Source organism: Gordonia sp. N1V (assembly GCF_029269935.1).
GTDB classification, from domain to species: Bacteria; Actinomycetota; Actinomycetes; order Mycobacteriales; family Mycobacteriaceae; genus Gordonia; species Gordonia polyisoprenivorans.
The window spans coordinates 20,519-34,279 of sequence record NZ_JARJDD010000021.1 but is presented as its reverse complement, the minus strand read 5'-3'; the positions used below and the strand labels follow the sequence as shown (position 1 = coordinate 34,279).

Sequence of the window (13,761 nt, the reverse complement as noted above, 5' to 3'; positions counted from 1 at the left end):
CCGGATGCGGCGCGCTCACTCCCATCGGGTGGCGTCGAACACCTCGTCCGGGATGTCATCGCCGGGTGCCAGACCGAGTTGCTCGATGCGGCCCATCAGCGCTGCGCAGCTGGCGATGTGGGAGACCAGCGACAGCGGTTCGACGGCGCGTTCGGCGGGGTCACCACCGATGAACTCCGGCAGCGACGGCGGCACACAGTCGCCGACGGCGATGCCGTCGACCCCGGTCGCCACGCGCCATGCGTCGAAGCTCTCGGCGTCGACCGCCTCGGCGATGTCACCGTCGGCCACGGCGGCCATCACCTCCTCGAGGGTGGCCAGGGGCCCGGAGCTGCCGCTGGACGCGTCGAAGCCCACGACGGTCGAGGCGTCGACCTCATCGTCGTCGGCCAGGGTGAAGTACACGATGCCGCGCCAATCGGCGCCGATCGTCGCGATGTCGTTCCGCCCGAACACATCGCGGAGCAGTTCGTCGACGGGTTCGGCGTCCCCGGTTCCGAGGACCTGGAAGGCGCCATGGGCGACCGCTTGACTGTGGTGAATCGACACATCGGTTACCTTACGCAGGTGAGTACGTCACCGTCGTCACGCGCGCCGCGATCCCTCATGCGCCTGCCACGACCCCTGATCCGGCCCCGACGATCCCGCGGTTCGATGACCATGCGCGTATCCGGTGCGCTTCTCGCAGCTGTCGCGGCCGGCTCGGCACTCACCGCCTGTTCGTCGTCGACGCCGTCGTCGGCGCCCGGCACCTCGTCGTTCCCGACCTCCGTCGCGGTGTCGGTCCCGCCCGGCGCCCCGGCGCGGACGGCACCGGGCACCGCCCTGCGCTTCGGCGATTCGGCGGTGCTGCCCGCCGACGCGTTCCGTCCGTCCGGCCCGACCGCGATGTACACGGTCACCGGCATCACACCCGGTGAGGGAGTTCCCGATTCGGCGACACAGGGCGGCGCGGCATTCTTCGTCTATGTGACGGTGACGTCGCTGGCCGCACACTCGTCCGCCGCACCGACGGTCGTGGGGCTGGCGGGCAGCGTGGATGGCCGCACTCCGGCTCTGACGCTGCCGCCGCCGGTGGCCCTCAAGGCGTGCGGCAATCCGTCGCCCCCGGAGCAGATGAAGCGCGGCGACTCCTACGCCACCTGTCTGGTGGCCTACGCCGACGCCGGGCAGAAACTCACCAGCGTCATCTATTGGGCCGAGACGACCACGGCCGACGGTTTCGACTTCAAGACCTCGCCGGTCGTGTGGGGCACCCCGACCCCGGCCTCGTCGACCGCCCCGGCCTCGACCACCGCAGCGGGCTGAGACCGGATCAGATCAGTCGACGCGTGATCGACGCCGGCAGTAGTCGCAGGGCCGCGGCGATCGGCACCCACGGCCACGCGGGCACCGGCGCCGAGGCCTTCTCGGCCTCGATGGCCGCCACCATGGCACGCACGCCGGAGTCGGTGTCGGTCATGAGTGAGGTCTTGAGGCCGCGGTTGATGTCGGTCTCGATGTAGCCGGGCAGCACGATCGACACCGTGATCGGCGAGTGCGCGAACTCGGCCTGCAAGCCCTGCCCGATCGCGGTCAGCCCCGCCTTCGACGCCGAGTACGCGGTCTGCGCCTTGGGTAGCCCGCGGACGGCGCTCATCGAACTGATCAGCACGAGGTGCCCGTGATCCTGGGCGCGGAAGATCTCCAGTGCCGCCTCGATCTGGGCGAGCGCCCCGATGAGGTTGGTCTGCACGGTCTCGATGTTGGCGTGCATCTTGCCGGTGCCCAGCGGTGCACCCTTACCGAGCCCGGCGTTGACAATGACGCGATCGAGGCCGCCGAGCTCGTCGCGCAGAGCCCCGAACACGACGGGAACGGTGTCGACGTCGGTGACGTCGAGGGCCGCGGTCGCGACCGTGCCTGCATGGGGCCGCAGTTCGGCGGCGAGGGCATCGAGGCGGTCGAGGCGTCGTGCGGCCAGTGCCAGTGAGCGGCCCATGCCGGCGAATTCGCGGGCCATGCCCTCGCCGAGTCCCGAGCTCGCGCCGGTGATCAGGATCTTGTCGCGGTGCGTCACGTCCGCCAACTTACCCGAGGGTCAGATCAGCCGGGCATCGTCAGCGCCAGTACCACGGTGCGGGAGTCGTCGGTGGCATAGAGAACGGGGCGGGCGAAGAGGACGCGGCGGGCGAGAGCCGCTGTTGGGAAACGATCGTCCGGATCCGTGACCATCTGCGCCTGCTCCTCGTTCATCTCGATCGCCAGCACGCCGTCGGCGGCCAGCCATCCGGGCGCCTGCGCGATGAGGGTGCCGATGTGGTCGAGTCCATCGGCGCCGGCCAGCAGTGCCCGGCGGGGTTCGTGGTCGGCGGCCTCGTGCGGCAACAACGCGAGCGCCGCGTCCGGTACGTACGGCGGGACGGCCGCGATCACGTCCACCCGTCCGCGCAGCGCTGCGGGCAGCCCGGCCAGACCCGAGCCGCGCAGCACCCCGGCGTCGGCACCGAGGTTGCGGCGCGCACATCGCAGTGCGACGTCGTCGATGTCGGTGGCGTACACCCGCGCGGTCGGCATCCAGGCGCCGACGGTGGACGCCAGTGGTGCTGCACCGCAATAGGGTTCGACCATCACCGGGCGCTGCCGGGATGCGGCGGCGCCGACGGCAACGGCGGCGAGCAGTTCCGACCGTCGACGCGGCACGAAGACCCCGGGCCCGACCGCCAGGCGCCGGCCCGCGAACTCCACCCAGCCGACGAGATGCTCGATCGGTTCACCGGCCACCCGGCGTGCCAAGAGCCGGGTCAGATCCGCGTCGTCGGCGGCGGCCTCGCGGAGGATCGTCGCCTCCTCCTCGGCGAACACGCACCCGGCCGCCCGCAGTTGCGCGACCACACCGTCTTCGGACAGTTCTTGCCTCACTTGAGGAGTCGCGACATCCGGCGGTCGGCGAGAACCTTGCCACCCGTCTGGCAGGTCGGGCAGTACTGGAAGGATCGGTCGCTGAAGGCGACCTCACGGATCGTGTCCCCGCACACCGGGCACGGCAGACCGGTACGGGCGTGCACCTTGAGTCCGGTCCGCTTCTCCGACTTCAGCTTTGCCACGCCCTGGCCCTCCAGACGCCCGATCGCGTCGGTCAGCACGTCGCGCATCGCCTCGTAGAGGGTGTCGATCTGTTCGCCGGTCAGGGTTTTCGCGGTGCCGAACGGAGAGAGCTTCGCGGTGTGCAGGATCTCGTCGGAGTAGGCGTTACCGATCCCGGCGAGCACCCGCTGATCGGTGAGCACGTTCTTGATGCGCGCGCCGGTGCCGGCGAGGATGTCGGCGAACTCGTCGCGATCGAGCGCGAGGACGTCGGGCCCCAATGTCGCGATGCGCTCGACCTCGGTGATGTCGCGGACGATCCACACCGCCAACCGCTTCTGCGTTCCGGCCTCCGTCACGTCAAAACCCTCGCCACCGGTGGCGCTGGGAATCCCGCAGTGCACCCGCAGCGCGATCGGGCTCTTGCCGCCGGGTCGAAGGGGTTTGGGTGAGAGATCCTCGCTCCATCGCAGCCAGCCCGCCCGGGACAGGTGGATGACCAGGTTGATGACCGGTTCGGGATCGGTCTCGGAACCCGGGACGGTGCGGATGATCAGGTATTTGCCGACTCTGCCGACGGATTCGACGAGCCGCCCCGTCAGGGCCGTGTACGGGGGGTCGGCGGTCTTGAGCACCGACAACGATGCGATGTCCACCCGCCGGATCGGTAGTCCGGCGGTACGTCCGTCCACGAAATCGGCGATCGCGGCAACCTCGGGCAGTTCGGGCATGACACCAGTGTGCTCTAGTGAACAGATGAGTTCCGGTCTTTCCGAAGCCGAGCTGGCCACACGCATCGCGGTCGGGGCCGGGGAGATCCTGCTCGGGGTGCGCTCCGGCGACCTGTTGGGTGGGCGGTTGCTCGGCGATGCCGGTGACGCGCTCGCCCAGGCGTGGATCGGCACCGTTCTGCGCAGGCACCGGCCGCGGGACGCGGTGTTGAGCGAGGAGGCCACCGACGTCGGCGACCGCGCTGTGGCACAGCGGGTCTGGATCATCGATCCGCTCGACGGCACCAGCGAGTTCGCCGCGGGCAGCGATCAGTGGGCGGTGCACGTCGCACTCACCGAGAACGGTGCGGTCACCGACGCCGCCGTCGCATTGCCGGCGATGGGAGAGGTCTTTCGCACCGACACCGTCGACGCCGTGCCCGCCGACGCGTCGGGCCGCATCGCGACCTCACGGTGGGGCACGAGTTACGAGGTGGCCGCGGTGGCGCGCCGGCTCGGGCTACGCCCGGTGCCGATCGGTTCGGCGGGCGCCAAGGCGATGGCGGTGGTGCGCGGTGACGCCGACGCCTACGTCCATTCCGGAGGGCAGTACGAGTGGGACAACGCGGCACCGGTCGGTGTGGCGCTCGCCGCGGGGCTGCACTGCAGCCGGCTCGACGGCACGCCGATCGTGTACAACCAGCCGCAGCCGTACATGCCCGACTTCGTGATCTGCCGGCCCGAACTCGCCGAGGACATCCTCGACGTGGTGGGCGAGGTGTGGTGGTGACCTATCCCGGGGCGTCCCCCGGAGCCTGTCGCGCCGTGCGGAGCAGGTAGATGTCCATGATCCAGCCGATTCGGGCGCGGGCGGCGGCACGCGTCTCGACGATCTCGTCGGTGACGTCGCCGACGCGGCCGCTGATCAGGATCTCGTCGGGCGTCCCGAGATAGGCGCCCCACCAGATCTCGTCGTCGGCGGCGGCGGTGTGGCGGAAACCGAGATCGGCGTCGAGCATCACGATCTGGTTGGTGTCGGCGCCCGGCGGGGTCTCGGCGAGGCGACGCCCGGTGGTGATGTGGATGGGCTCGCCCACCCGGTTGGCGACGATCCCGTGTGCGGCGGTGAGCGCCGACGCGCTGGTGACGCCCGGGATCACCTCCAACGACACTTGCATGTCGTCGCGTGCGGCGAGGTCGTCGACGATGCGCAGGGTGGAGTCGTAGAGTGCGGGGTCGCCCCAGACGAGGAATGCCGCCACCCCGTCGTCGGGGACGTCGGCGAGGATCGCCCGGGCGAGCAGTTCCGCACGGGCGGCGTGCCAGCGGCGGACCTCGGCGTCGTAGTCGGCGGGACGTCTGTCGCGGGGCGGATCAGGAATCTCGACGAGCGAATAACCTTGCGGTACATGGTGTTCGAGGATGTCGCGGCGAGCCTGCAGCAGACCGTCCTTGGCGTCGCCCTTCTCGAGCGCGAGGAAGACGTCGACGCCGGCCATGGCGTCGATGGCCTGCAGCGTGATCTGCCGCGGATCTCCCGGTCCGATACCGATGACGCGGATGGTGACCTGCACGGCGCTCAGATCTTCACGCGCGGAAGCCCGTGTTTGCGCGCGGTGACATCGAGGATGATCTGGCGCGGCACCAGCCGCCGCAGCGCGAAGACGATGGCCGCGTTGTTTCCCTTGGCGTAGAACGGTTTCGGATGCTCGGCGAGCGCGGCCTCGACGATGACCCGCGCCATCGTCGGCGCGTCGATCCCTGCGTCCTCGTTGCGTCGGGTGGCGGCGGCGAGGGTCTCGTACTCGGCCGCATACGGCGATCCGTCATCGATGTGGATGCTGCGCCGGCCCCCGATACCGGTGGCGATGGTCCCCGGCTCGACGCTGATCATCCGGATTCCGTAGGGCGCCACCTCTCGTCGAGTCGCCAGCGCGAAGGCCTTGAGCGCCGACTTGGTCGCCGCATAGTTGGAGCGGAACGCGACGGGGAAGCTCGACAGCATCGACCCGACCATGATCACCGTGCCGTGGCGCCGTTGCCGCATACCCGGCAGGACCGCCTTGGTCAGGGCGACGGGCCCGAACACGTTGACGCGGAACAGATCCTCGATGGCACTCATCGGGGTGTCCTCGAGCGCACCGGCCTGCGATTCGCCGGCGTTGTTGACGAGGATGTCGACGTCGCCGACCTCTGCGGCACAGGCATCCGCCGAGGCGTAGTCGGCGTTGTCCAGGCGCACGTAGGTGACACCGGGAATCGGGTCGGAGACCTTGTCGGGATGACGGCTGGTGCCGTAGACGCGGTGCCCGAGCGCCGCCATCTGCCGTGCCACCTCGGCGCCGATTCCGCTGGTCGCGCCGGTGACGAGAACTGTCTGAGGTTTCCGCGAGTCCACGATGCTCACCGTAGCGCAGCGACTCGATGACCAGGTCACCCGTCGACGCGGCGCGAACGCCGGGTGAATGTGCCGACGCGGTCGGTGCACCGCGGGCGTTGGCATACTCGGTCGGCGTTCGTTTTGCGGGTGCGCCTCCGTGGATCTCTTTGAAACACAGCAGGCGCACACCGGCCGGAGGCCGGCAAGGATGTCACAGTGCCCCAGGCAGGATTCGAACCTGCGACCCTTCCTTTAGGAGAGGAATGCTCTATCCCCTGAGCTACTGAGGCGGGCGGCGACACCCAGAAGCAGCGGGTCGACGCCACGGGCAGTCTACGTCAGCGGCTGCGGGGCGACGCACCGAACCTCACCGGACCCACTGAACCGCGACTACTCGACGCGGTCGGCCACGGTCGCCGGTGCCAGCGCCCACCGCTGCTCGATTCGCCCGACGCGCCAGATGACCACGGCGACGAGCCAGGTGACGATGAACAGACCGACGATGGCGTAGCCGACGATGTTCAGGTCGATCCCGGAGACGTCGTCCCAGAACGGGCCGCTCCAGCCGAACTCGTCGGCCAGCAGTCCGAGGATCTCGATGGTGCCGATGACGAAGGCGACCACGACCGACAGTCCGGTGATGGTGAGGTTGTAGTAGACCTTGCGCACGGGGTTGGCGAAGGCCCAACCGTAGGCGAAGTTCATGAACGTGCCGTCGATGCTGTCGAACAGGCTCATACCCGCGGCGAACAGGACCGGCAGGCACAGGATCGCGTACCAGGGCAGTCCGGCGGCGGCGCTACTGCCGGCGAGGACGAGCAGGGCGACCTCGGTCGCGGTGTCGAAGCCCAGCCCGAACAGGACCCCGATCGGGTACATCTGCCACGGCTTGGTCACCGACTTCATGAAGCGACCGAGGATGCGGTTCATGAAACCCCGGTTGTTCAAGTGCTTTTCGAGTTCGTCCTCGGAGTAGTCGCCCTGACGCATCGCGCGGAAGACCTTGACGATCCCGAACAGGATCACGATGTTGATCGCGGCGATGAGGTAGAGGAAGCCGCCTGAGACCGTGGTGCCGATGAGACCCGTGTAGTGGTGCAGCGCCGACGAGTCGTCCTCGACCGGCCCCGCGAGTGCCCGCACACCGAATGACAGCAACAACGCCAGCCCGAAGACGATTGTGGAGTGCCCCAACGAGAACCAGAATCCGACGGTCATCGGCCGCTGTCCGTCGCCGAGGAGTTTGCGGGTGGTGTTGTCGATCGCCGAGATGTGATCGGCGTCGAAGGCGTGACGCATGCCCAGGGTGTAGGCGGTCAGCCCGACGCCGAGGCCCAGGGTCTTCTGCCCGACGCTGAAGTCGTGCGGTGCCACGAAGACGACCAGGGTCACCCATCCGATGATGTGCAGGGCCGCCACGACGGCGACCATGCCGCCGATACTGGCCCATTCGGCCGGGGACAGCGACCGGCGGAGCTGAGCGAGTCGACCACCGAGCGACGGGCGTCCTTTTTGTCCTTGTTGAGCGAATTGCGTTGTCATGCAGCTGAACTCCTCATCAGATGATCTGTTCATCTCAACAGATGAATTGCCCGGACGCGAGCGTTTCGGGCGAGCGAGATCCGACTGTTCTCCACAGATCCCCTGCGCCGCAAGAGCGAATCGTGCACTTCGGACACAGTAGGGCCACCACATCAGGCCACCACCTACCCGACCGGACAGCCTCGATGTCGCACTTGTCCGGGCCGAGTCAGTATTACAAGCAGTCTGGACTGTTTCTATGATTGTCGTTAGCATCACATCCCATGACGCCTCCCGACGCACCCGCGCACGACCCCGAACGCTTCGACGTCCTCGTCGTCGGCTCGGGTTTCGGCGGCTCGGTCGCCGCACTCCGACTCACCGAGAAGGGCTATCGCGTCGGCGTCCTCGAGGCCGGACGTCGATTCGCCGACCACGAGTTGCCCACGACCAGTTGGCGACTCCGGGACTACGTCTGGGCGCCGGCACTGGGACTGTTCGGCGTCCAGCGCATCCATCCGCTCCGCGACGTGCTGGTCATGGCCGGCGCAGGTGTCGGCGGCGGATCGCTCAACTACGCGAACACGCTGTATCGCCCGCCCGCGGCGTTCTTCGACGATCCGCACTGGAGCGCGATCACCGACTGGGCCGCCGAGCTCGACCCCTTCTACGACCAGGCCACCCGCATGCTCGGCGTGACGAGCTTCCCGGGTGTCACCCCCGCCGATCGCGTGATGCAATCGGTCGCCCACGAGATGGGAGTCGCCGACACCGTCGTCGCGGCCCCGGTCGGGGTGTTCTTCGGGACGCCCGGCGTCACGGTCGCCGACCCGTACTTCGGCGGAGCCGGACCACAACGCACCGGATGCACACAGTGCGGCGCGTGCATGACCGGATGTCGCGTCGGCGCAAAGAACACCCTGGTCAAGAACTACCTGTATCTCGCCGAACAGGCCGGGGCACAGATCATCCCGATGACGATGGTCGACTGCCTCCACCCGCACGGCGGTGGCTATGAGGTCAGCACCCACCGCACCGGCGCACCGTGGCGAGGACGCCGGACGCTGTATGCCGACCAGGTCGTGATGGCCGCCGGTACCTACGGCACCAACAAACTGCTGCTCAAGATGGCGCGCTCACGACGACTGTCGGATCTGTCGGCCCGACTCGGGACGGTGGTACGCACCAACTCAGAGGCCGTCCTCGCCGCGACGGCCCACACCACCGACGTCGACTACACCGAGGGTGTCGCCATCACGTCGTCGTTTCATCCCAACGATCACACCCACATCGAGCCAGTCCGATACGGCAAGGGCAGCAACCTGATCGGGCTCCTGCAGGCCGTTCTCGTCGACGGCGGCGGACGCATGCCACGGCTGCTGCGCGCGGTACTGACCATGCTCGCGCACCCGATCACCGCCGCCCGCTCGCTGTCGGTGCACCGCTGGTCGGAGCGGACCATCATCGCGCTGGTGATGCAGACCGTCGACAACTCGATCGAATTACACGCGCGGATAAGACGATTCGGCCCGATCCTACGGAGCCGACCGGGCGGCGGCGATCCGCCCCCACGGTGGATTCCCGAGGGACACACGGCCGTCCGGGCCGCGGCGCGCCGCATCGACGGCGATCCGGGTGGGTCGATCCTCGACCTCGTCGACATCCCGATGACCGCCCACTTCCTCGGCGGCTGCGCCATCGGGGACGGTCCCGACGACGGCGTCGTCGACGCCTATCACCGGGCGTTCGGTCATCCGGGACTGCACATCGTGGACGGATCCACGGTCTCGGCGAACCTCGGCGTGAACCCGTCGCTCACCATCACCGCCCAGGCCGAACGCGCCATGGCGTTCTGGCCCAACGCCGGAGAGGCCGACCCGCGACCGCCGCTCGGCGCACCGTATCGCCGGATCACCGCCGTCGCACCGCAGCATCCCACTGTTCCCGACCACGCGCCAGGCGCGCTTCGGCTGTACGCGTAGCGAGAGGCACAAGCGTCCCAACCACAACGGCATCTCGGTCACGGAAGCCGCACCTCTACCACACCCCACCGACAGAAAATATCAGCCAGCCCATCACCGAAACCCGTTGTCCACAAGCACCTTTGTCTCCCCACAACCATCGAACACCCTTGCCTTGATCCCTATGTTCGAGTAATGTGGAGTCATCACACCGATCAGCCACTGGGGAGGGGCCCATGATCGACACCACTGAAGCTCTTGATGCCGAGGCAGTTTTCGCCGGGATTGTCACCCAACTCAGCGACCTGCAATGGAATCCGTAGATGACCGGACCGCAGGCCTTCGGTGCGATGAAACAAGTCCTGTTGTTGCGGAACCTGATCGATCATCACGCCACCACCCTCACCCGCGAGATGGATAGGCTGGGCGTCGCCGACCACAAAACCACCCGACTGCGGGAACTGTTGATCAGCATGGGTTTCGCACCCGCCGTCGCAAGTCGGTACGTGCGGATCTCGGCCACCACCGATGTGGATCTGCTGCTCGCGCACGCCGCGGACGGGTCCATCTCCTCCGAACACACCGACGCCATCGTCCGCGGACTGGGCCACATCGACACCCGCTCCCCCAAACCCCTCGACACGGTGCAGCGGTGTGAATACCTGCGGAAACTCTTGTCGCACTACTTCGCTGGTTTCACCCCCGCCGGGATCAACCTCTACGCACGACAGTTGGGCAACGAACTGGCCGCCGAGACGCCTGGCGGGTTACCGGCCGCCGAAGACAAGACGATCAACTCCTACACCGACCGCATCACCGACGACGGCCGGTTGGAGATCTCGGCGAACCTCGACATCGTTGCCGGCGAGAAAACACGGACGTTGATGGAAACCTTGTCGGCGCCCAAACCTCAACCCGACGGATCCCCGGATCCGCGAACACCCGAACAGATCTGTGCGGCCGCATTCGAAACGATCGTGGAGTTGGCGGCACAAGGTTTGGCCGACACCACGTTCTCAGCCAAACCCACCAACGGCCTGCTGTGGACCTGGTCAGCGGACAACCCCGCGGTCGGTGGGAACTTGCAGAACATGGGTGCCATCACCGAAGCCACCGCCAAGCTGTTGTCGTGTGACACCACCATCACCAGAATCATCCTCAACCCCGACGGCGTACCCCTCGACGTCGGACTCAAAGAACGGCTGTTCACCCCAGGACAACGCAAAGCACTACTCGTCCGGGATCGTGGATGCATCAAATGCGGAACACACGCCGGACGCTGCCAAGCACACCATGTGCACCACTGGGCCGATGGTGGTCCCACCGACCTCGACAACGGCTGCCTGCTGTGCACCAGCTGCCACGACGACGTCCACCACCACGGATGGGACATCATCATGGGATTCGACCGGCACCCGTGGCTGGTTCCACCCGCCAGCATCGATCCGAAACGCCGGCCGGTGCCGGCCTATCACCGACGGACCATGCGACTCGACGACGTAGCAGCCTGACCTACGCTGCCCCACAACCTGATTCCCCGCACCCGGCCCGGCCGGGACCGCATCTGTTGTTTGAGAACTCCATAGAGATAATCCCCACCCGATGGTCGAGGTGTCGTGCCGTCCGTGGCCCGGAATCCTTTCGGCACAAGGGGTCTCGAGGCTCGTCGCTGGCGCTCCTCAGCACCTCGACCACCAGGATGGGAACGGTCCCCCCGCTGGTCGAGGTGCGAGCCGCGTGCGGCGAGCCTCGAGACCGACTGCGCCGGCGCTGTATTCGGACCACCGAGGACCGGAATGCTTTCGGCACAAGGTGTCTCGAGGCTCGTCGCTATCGCTCCTCGGCACCTCGACCACCAGGATGAGACGGCCGTCGGGCGGGAAGGGCGGAGCATCATAGATCGCTGGTCGAGGTGCGACCCGCGTGCCGAGACCATCGGGGCAATGGGCAGCGGAACGGGAATGAGTAGCTCACGACCAAGAGTTGCCTGGGTGTGCGAGCATGGACGGGTGACGACAGTCGACACCTCCCCCGAACTCGGCGACTCCCCGGATGAGGACGCCAGGGTTCGTCGGCTTCTCGACGCCCAGGCCAAGGCTGAGCAACTGTTCGCCGAGATCACCGATCGCGGGATGATCCGACCGGGTGTGGGCGAACGAGAACTGTCCAATGAGATCCGCGACCTCGCCGCCGACATGTTCGGCGTGACCCGGCACTGGCACAAACGGATCGTCCGCGCCGGCGAGAACACCCTGCAGACCTACCGTGCCAATCCGCCGGACCGAATCCTCGCCGACGACGAAATCCTCTTCCTGGACTTCGGTCCGATCTTCGAGGAGTGGGAGGCCGACTTCGGCCGCACGTTCGTCCTCGGCGATGACCCGACCAAACACGCGCTGCGCGCATCGCTGAGCCAGGTGTGGGAGGCCGGACGCGAACACTTCCGCACCCACCCCGACATCACCGGAGCGCAGCTTTATGACCGCGTGGTCGAACTGTCCCGCGAGGCAGGCTGGGAGTTCGGCGGCGACATCGCCGGGCATCTCGTCGGCGAGTTCCCGCACGAGAACATCGATGCCGCCGAGATCGAGAGCTACATCGCCCCCGGTTCCGAGGGGCCGATGCGTCGCACCGACCGCGCCGGCCGGCAATGCCACTGGATTCTCGAGGTGCACCTCCTGACCCCGGATCGCCGCTTCGGCGGCTTCTGCGAGGAACTGCTCGACCTCCCCTGAGTTCCTTCAGGACGCGGCGCGCCCCGACCCCTGCGCGACGCGGTCGATCCCGAGATGGTCGCGCAGCGTCGTACCGGTGTAGTCGGCACGAAAACTCCCGCGCTCCTGCAGGATGGGCACCACTTCGTCGACGAACCGGTCGAGCCCGCCGGGCGTGATGTGCGGAACGAGGATGAAGCCATCGCTGACATCGTTCTGCACGGCGTGATCCAGGCGCTCGGCGATGGTCTGCGCGCTGCCGACGAAGGCCTGCCGGCCGGTCACCTCGATGATGAGTTCGCGGATCGACCAGTTGTTGGCCTCGGCACGTTCGCGCCATTCGCGCGCGGTCTGCAGCGGATCACGGTATGACCGCACGCTGGCCCGTCCGCGGGCGATGGTGTGCTCGCCGACGACCGGATCGAACTGCGGCAGCGGACCGTCGGGGTCGACGTCGGAGAGATCCCGGTTCCACACCTGCTCCAGGAAGCGCAGCGCGGTGGCACCGCTGACCTGTGCGAGACGCACCTCGTGAGCGAGGTCAGCCGCCTCGGCGTCGGTGTCGCCCAACACGAATGTGGCCGCCGGCAGGATCAGCAGCTGCTCACGGCGACGCCCGTACCTGGCCAGCCGGGACTTGACGTCACGGTAGAACTCGCGTCCCTCCTCGTAGGCACTGTGCCGGGAGAAGATCGCATCCGCCTTCGCAGCGGCGAACTCACGGCCCTCCTCGGAGTCACCGGCCTGGAAGATCACCGGCCGACCCTGCGGGCTGCGTGGCACCGAGAATCGTCCCTCGATGTCGAATTGCTCACCGCGGTGCGCGAATTCGCCGACCGCGCCGTCCTGCAGGAACCGGCCGGATGCCTTGTCGGCGACGATCTCGTCGCCACGCCAGGACTCCCACAGCTCGATCGCGGTGTCGAGGAACTCCTTGGCCCGCGAATAGCGTTGGGAGCTCGGCAAATATCCGCCACGTCGGAAGTTCTCCCCGGTGAACTCGTCCCACGAGGTGACCACGTTCCAGGCGGCACGTCCGTCGGTGAGGTGATCGAGGCTCGCGAATTGCCGTGCCACCTCGTAGGGTTCGTTGAAGGTGGAGTTGATGGTGCCGGTCAGGCCGAGCCGATCGGTGACGGCGCCGAGTGCTGCGAGAATCGAGAACGTGTCCGGCCGCCCGACGACGTCGAGGTCGTAGATGAGGCCGTTCTGCTCCCGTAGCCGCAACCCCTCGGCGAGAAACAAGAAGTCGAATTTGCCGCGTTCGGCGGTTCGGGCGAAATGTTCGAAGGACTCGAATTCGATGTGACTGCCCGAGGCGGGGTCTCTCCACACCGTGGTGTTGTTGACGCCGGGAAAGTGCGCGGCGAGATGGATTTCCTTGCGGGGTGCGGTCATGGCGGTCTCCG

General features: G+C 67.5%; 12 protein-coding genes, 1 tRNA gene and 1 pseudogene. 5 read left to right on the top strand and 9 right to left on the bottom strand.

Going from position 1 to position 13,761, the window contains the following annotated elements:
• Positions 1-15 precede the first annotated feature (15 nt).
• On the bottom strand, positions 16-549 hold the full coding sequence (locus tag P3L18_RS22150) for a hypothetical protein (RefSeq protein WP_014361163.1): 534 nt from the start codon (positions 547-549) through the stop codon (positions 16-18).
• A 105-nt stretch (positions 550-654) separates the two neighbouring features.
• Here P3L18_RS22150 and P3L18_RS22145 point away from each other — a divergent pair, with 105 nt between their 5' ends.
• Complete coding sequence (locus P3L18_RS22145) at positions 655-1,308, top strand: hypothetical protein (protein ID WP_276115240.1); 654 nt, start codon at positions 655-657, stop codon at positions 1,306-1,308.
• 7 nt (positions 1,309-1,315) lie between these two features.
• On the opposite strand, the gene P3L18_RS22140 is transcribed toward P3L18_RS22145, so the two are convergent.
• From P3L18_RS22140 to P3L18_RS22130, 3 genes are read right to left on the bottom strand one after another with little or no spacing between them, the layout of a single operon-like run.
• Positions 1,316-2,059 (bottom strand): SDR family oxidoreductase, encoded by a 744-nt coding sequence (locus tag P3L18_RS22140; RefSeq protein WP_276115239.1) that lies wholly within the window; start codon positions 2,057-2,059, stop codon positions 1,316-1,318.
• A gap of 26 nt (positions 2,060-2,085) precedes the next feature.
• Entirely contained in the window at positions 2,086-2,901 is an 816-nt protein-coding gene (locus P3L18_RS22135) for an SAM-dependent methyltransferase (RefSeq protein WP_276115238.1), read from the bottom strand.
• Positions 2,898-3,797: a DNA-formamidopyrimidine glycosylase family protein gene (locus tag P3L18_RS22130; RefSeq protein ID WP_079931613.1), complete on the bottom strand. Its 900-nt coding sequence runs from the start codon at positions 3,795-3,797 to the stop codon at positions 2,898-2,900. Before P3L18_RS22130 ends, P3L18_RS22135 begins: the two co-directional genes overlap by 4 nt.
• A gap of 25 nt (positions 3,798-3,822) precedes the next feature.
• Here P3L18_RS22130 and P3L18_RS22125 point away from each other — a divergent pair, with 25 nt between their 5' ends.
• Positions 3,823-4,566, top strand: coding sequence for a 3'(2'),5'-bisphosphate nucleotidase CysQ (locus tag P3L18_RS22125; RefSeq protein ID WP_276115237.1), 744 nt, complete (start codon positions 3,823-3,825; stop codon positions 4,564-4,566).
• A gap of 1 nt (position 4,567) precedes the next feature.
• Here P3L18_RS22125 and cobF read toward each other — a convergent pair whose 3' ends face one another.
• The 4 genes from cobF to P3L18_RS22105 form a co-directional block, all read right to left on the bottom strand.
• Complete coding sequence (cobF, locus tag P3L18_RS22120) at positions 4,568-5,350, bottom strand: precorrin-6A synthase (deacetylating) (RefSeq protein WP_276115236.1); 783 nt, start codon at positions 5,348-5,350, stop codon at positions 4,568-4,570.
• 5 nt (positions 5,351-5,355) lie between these two features.
• Positions 5,356-6,174, bottom strand: coding sequence for an SDR family oxidoreductase (locus tag P3L18_RS22115; protein WP_265076907.1), 819 nt, complete (start codon positions 6,172-6,174; stop codon positions 5,356-5,358).
• 199 nt (positions 6,175-6,373) lie between these two features.
• Positions 6,374-6,446: transfer RNA gene (locus P3L18_RS22110), tRNA-Arg, on the bottom strand.
• Positions 6,447-6,546: 100 nt separating this feature from the next.
• On the bottom strand, positions 6,547-7,698 hold the full coding sequence (locus tag P3L18_RS22105; protein WP_276115235.1) for a HoxN/HupN/NixA family nickel/cobalt transporter: 1,152 nt from the start codon (positions 7,696-7,698) through the stop codon (positions 6,547-6,549).
• A gap of 263 nt (positions 7,699-7,961) precedes the next feature.
• Between P3L18_RS22105 and P3L18_RS22100 the strand changes: the two genes are divergently transcribed.
• The 3 genes and pseudogenes from P3L18_RS22100 to P3L18_RS22090 all read left to right on the top strand — a co-directional run bounded on the left by P3L18_RS22100 (position 7,962) and on the right by P3L18_RS22090 (position 12,373).
• Positions 7,962-9,659: a GMC family oxidoreductase gene (locus P3L18_RS22100; RefSeq protein WP_276115234.1), complete on the top strand. Its 1,698-nt coding sequence runs from the start codon at positions 7,962-7,964 to the stop codon at positions 9,657-9,659.
• Between the two features lie 215 nt (positions 9,660-9,874).
• Positions 9,875-11,149 (top strand): annotated as a pseudogene (locus P3L18_RS22095) (DUF222 domain-containing protein).
• Positions 11,150-11,647: 498 nt separating this feature from the next.
• On the top strand, positions 11,648-12,373 hold the full coding sequence (locus P3L18_RS22090) for a M24 family metallopeptidase (protein ID WP_276115233.1): 726 nt from the start codon (positions 11,648-11,650) through the stop codon (positions 12,371-12,373).
• A gap of 6 nt (positions 12,374-12,379) precedes the next feature.
• Here P3L18_RS22090 and P3L18_RS22085 read toward each other — a convergent pair whose 3' ends face one another.
• On the bottom strand, positions 12,380-13,750 hold the full coding sequence (locus P3L18_RS22085) for an NtaA/DmoA family FMN-dependent monooxygenase (RefSeq protein ID WP_276115232.1): 1,371 nt from the start codon (positions 13,748-13,750) through the stop codon (positions 12,380-12,382).
• Positions 13,751-13,761: the final 11 nt, after the last annotated feature.

Excerpts from the sequence above, each read along its gene's own strand:
- P3L18_RS22145 (WP_276115240.1), top strand. The coding sequence starts at position 655 with ATGACCATGCGCGTATCCGGTGCGCTTCTCGCAGCTGTCGCGGCCGGC.
- P3L18_RS22130 (WP_079931613.1), bottom strand. The coding sequence starts at position 3,797 with ATGCCCGAACTGCCCGAGGTTGCCGCGATCGCCGATTTCGTGGACGGA.
- P3L18_RS22125 (WP_276115237.1), top strand. The coding sequence starts at position 3,823 with ATGAGTTCCGGTCTTTCCGAAGCCGAGCTGGCCACACGCATCGCGGTC.
- P3L18_RS22105 (WP_276115235.1), bottom strand. The coding sequence starts at position 7,698 with ATGACAACGCAATTCGCTCAACAAGGACAAAAAGGACGCCCGTCGCTC.
- P3L18_RS22100 (WP_276115234.1), top strand. The coding sequence starts at position 7,962 with ATGACGCCTCCCGACGCACCCGCGCACGACCCCGAACGCTTCGACGTC.
- P3L18_RS22085 (WP_276115232.1), bottom strand. The coding sequence starts at position 13,750 with ATGACCGCACCCCGCAAGGAAATCCATCTCGCCGCGCACTTTCCCGGC.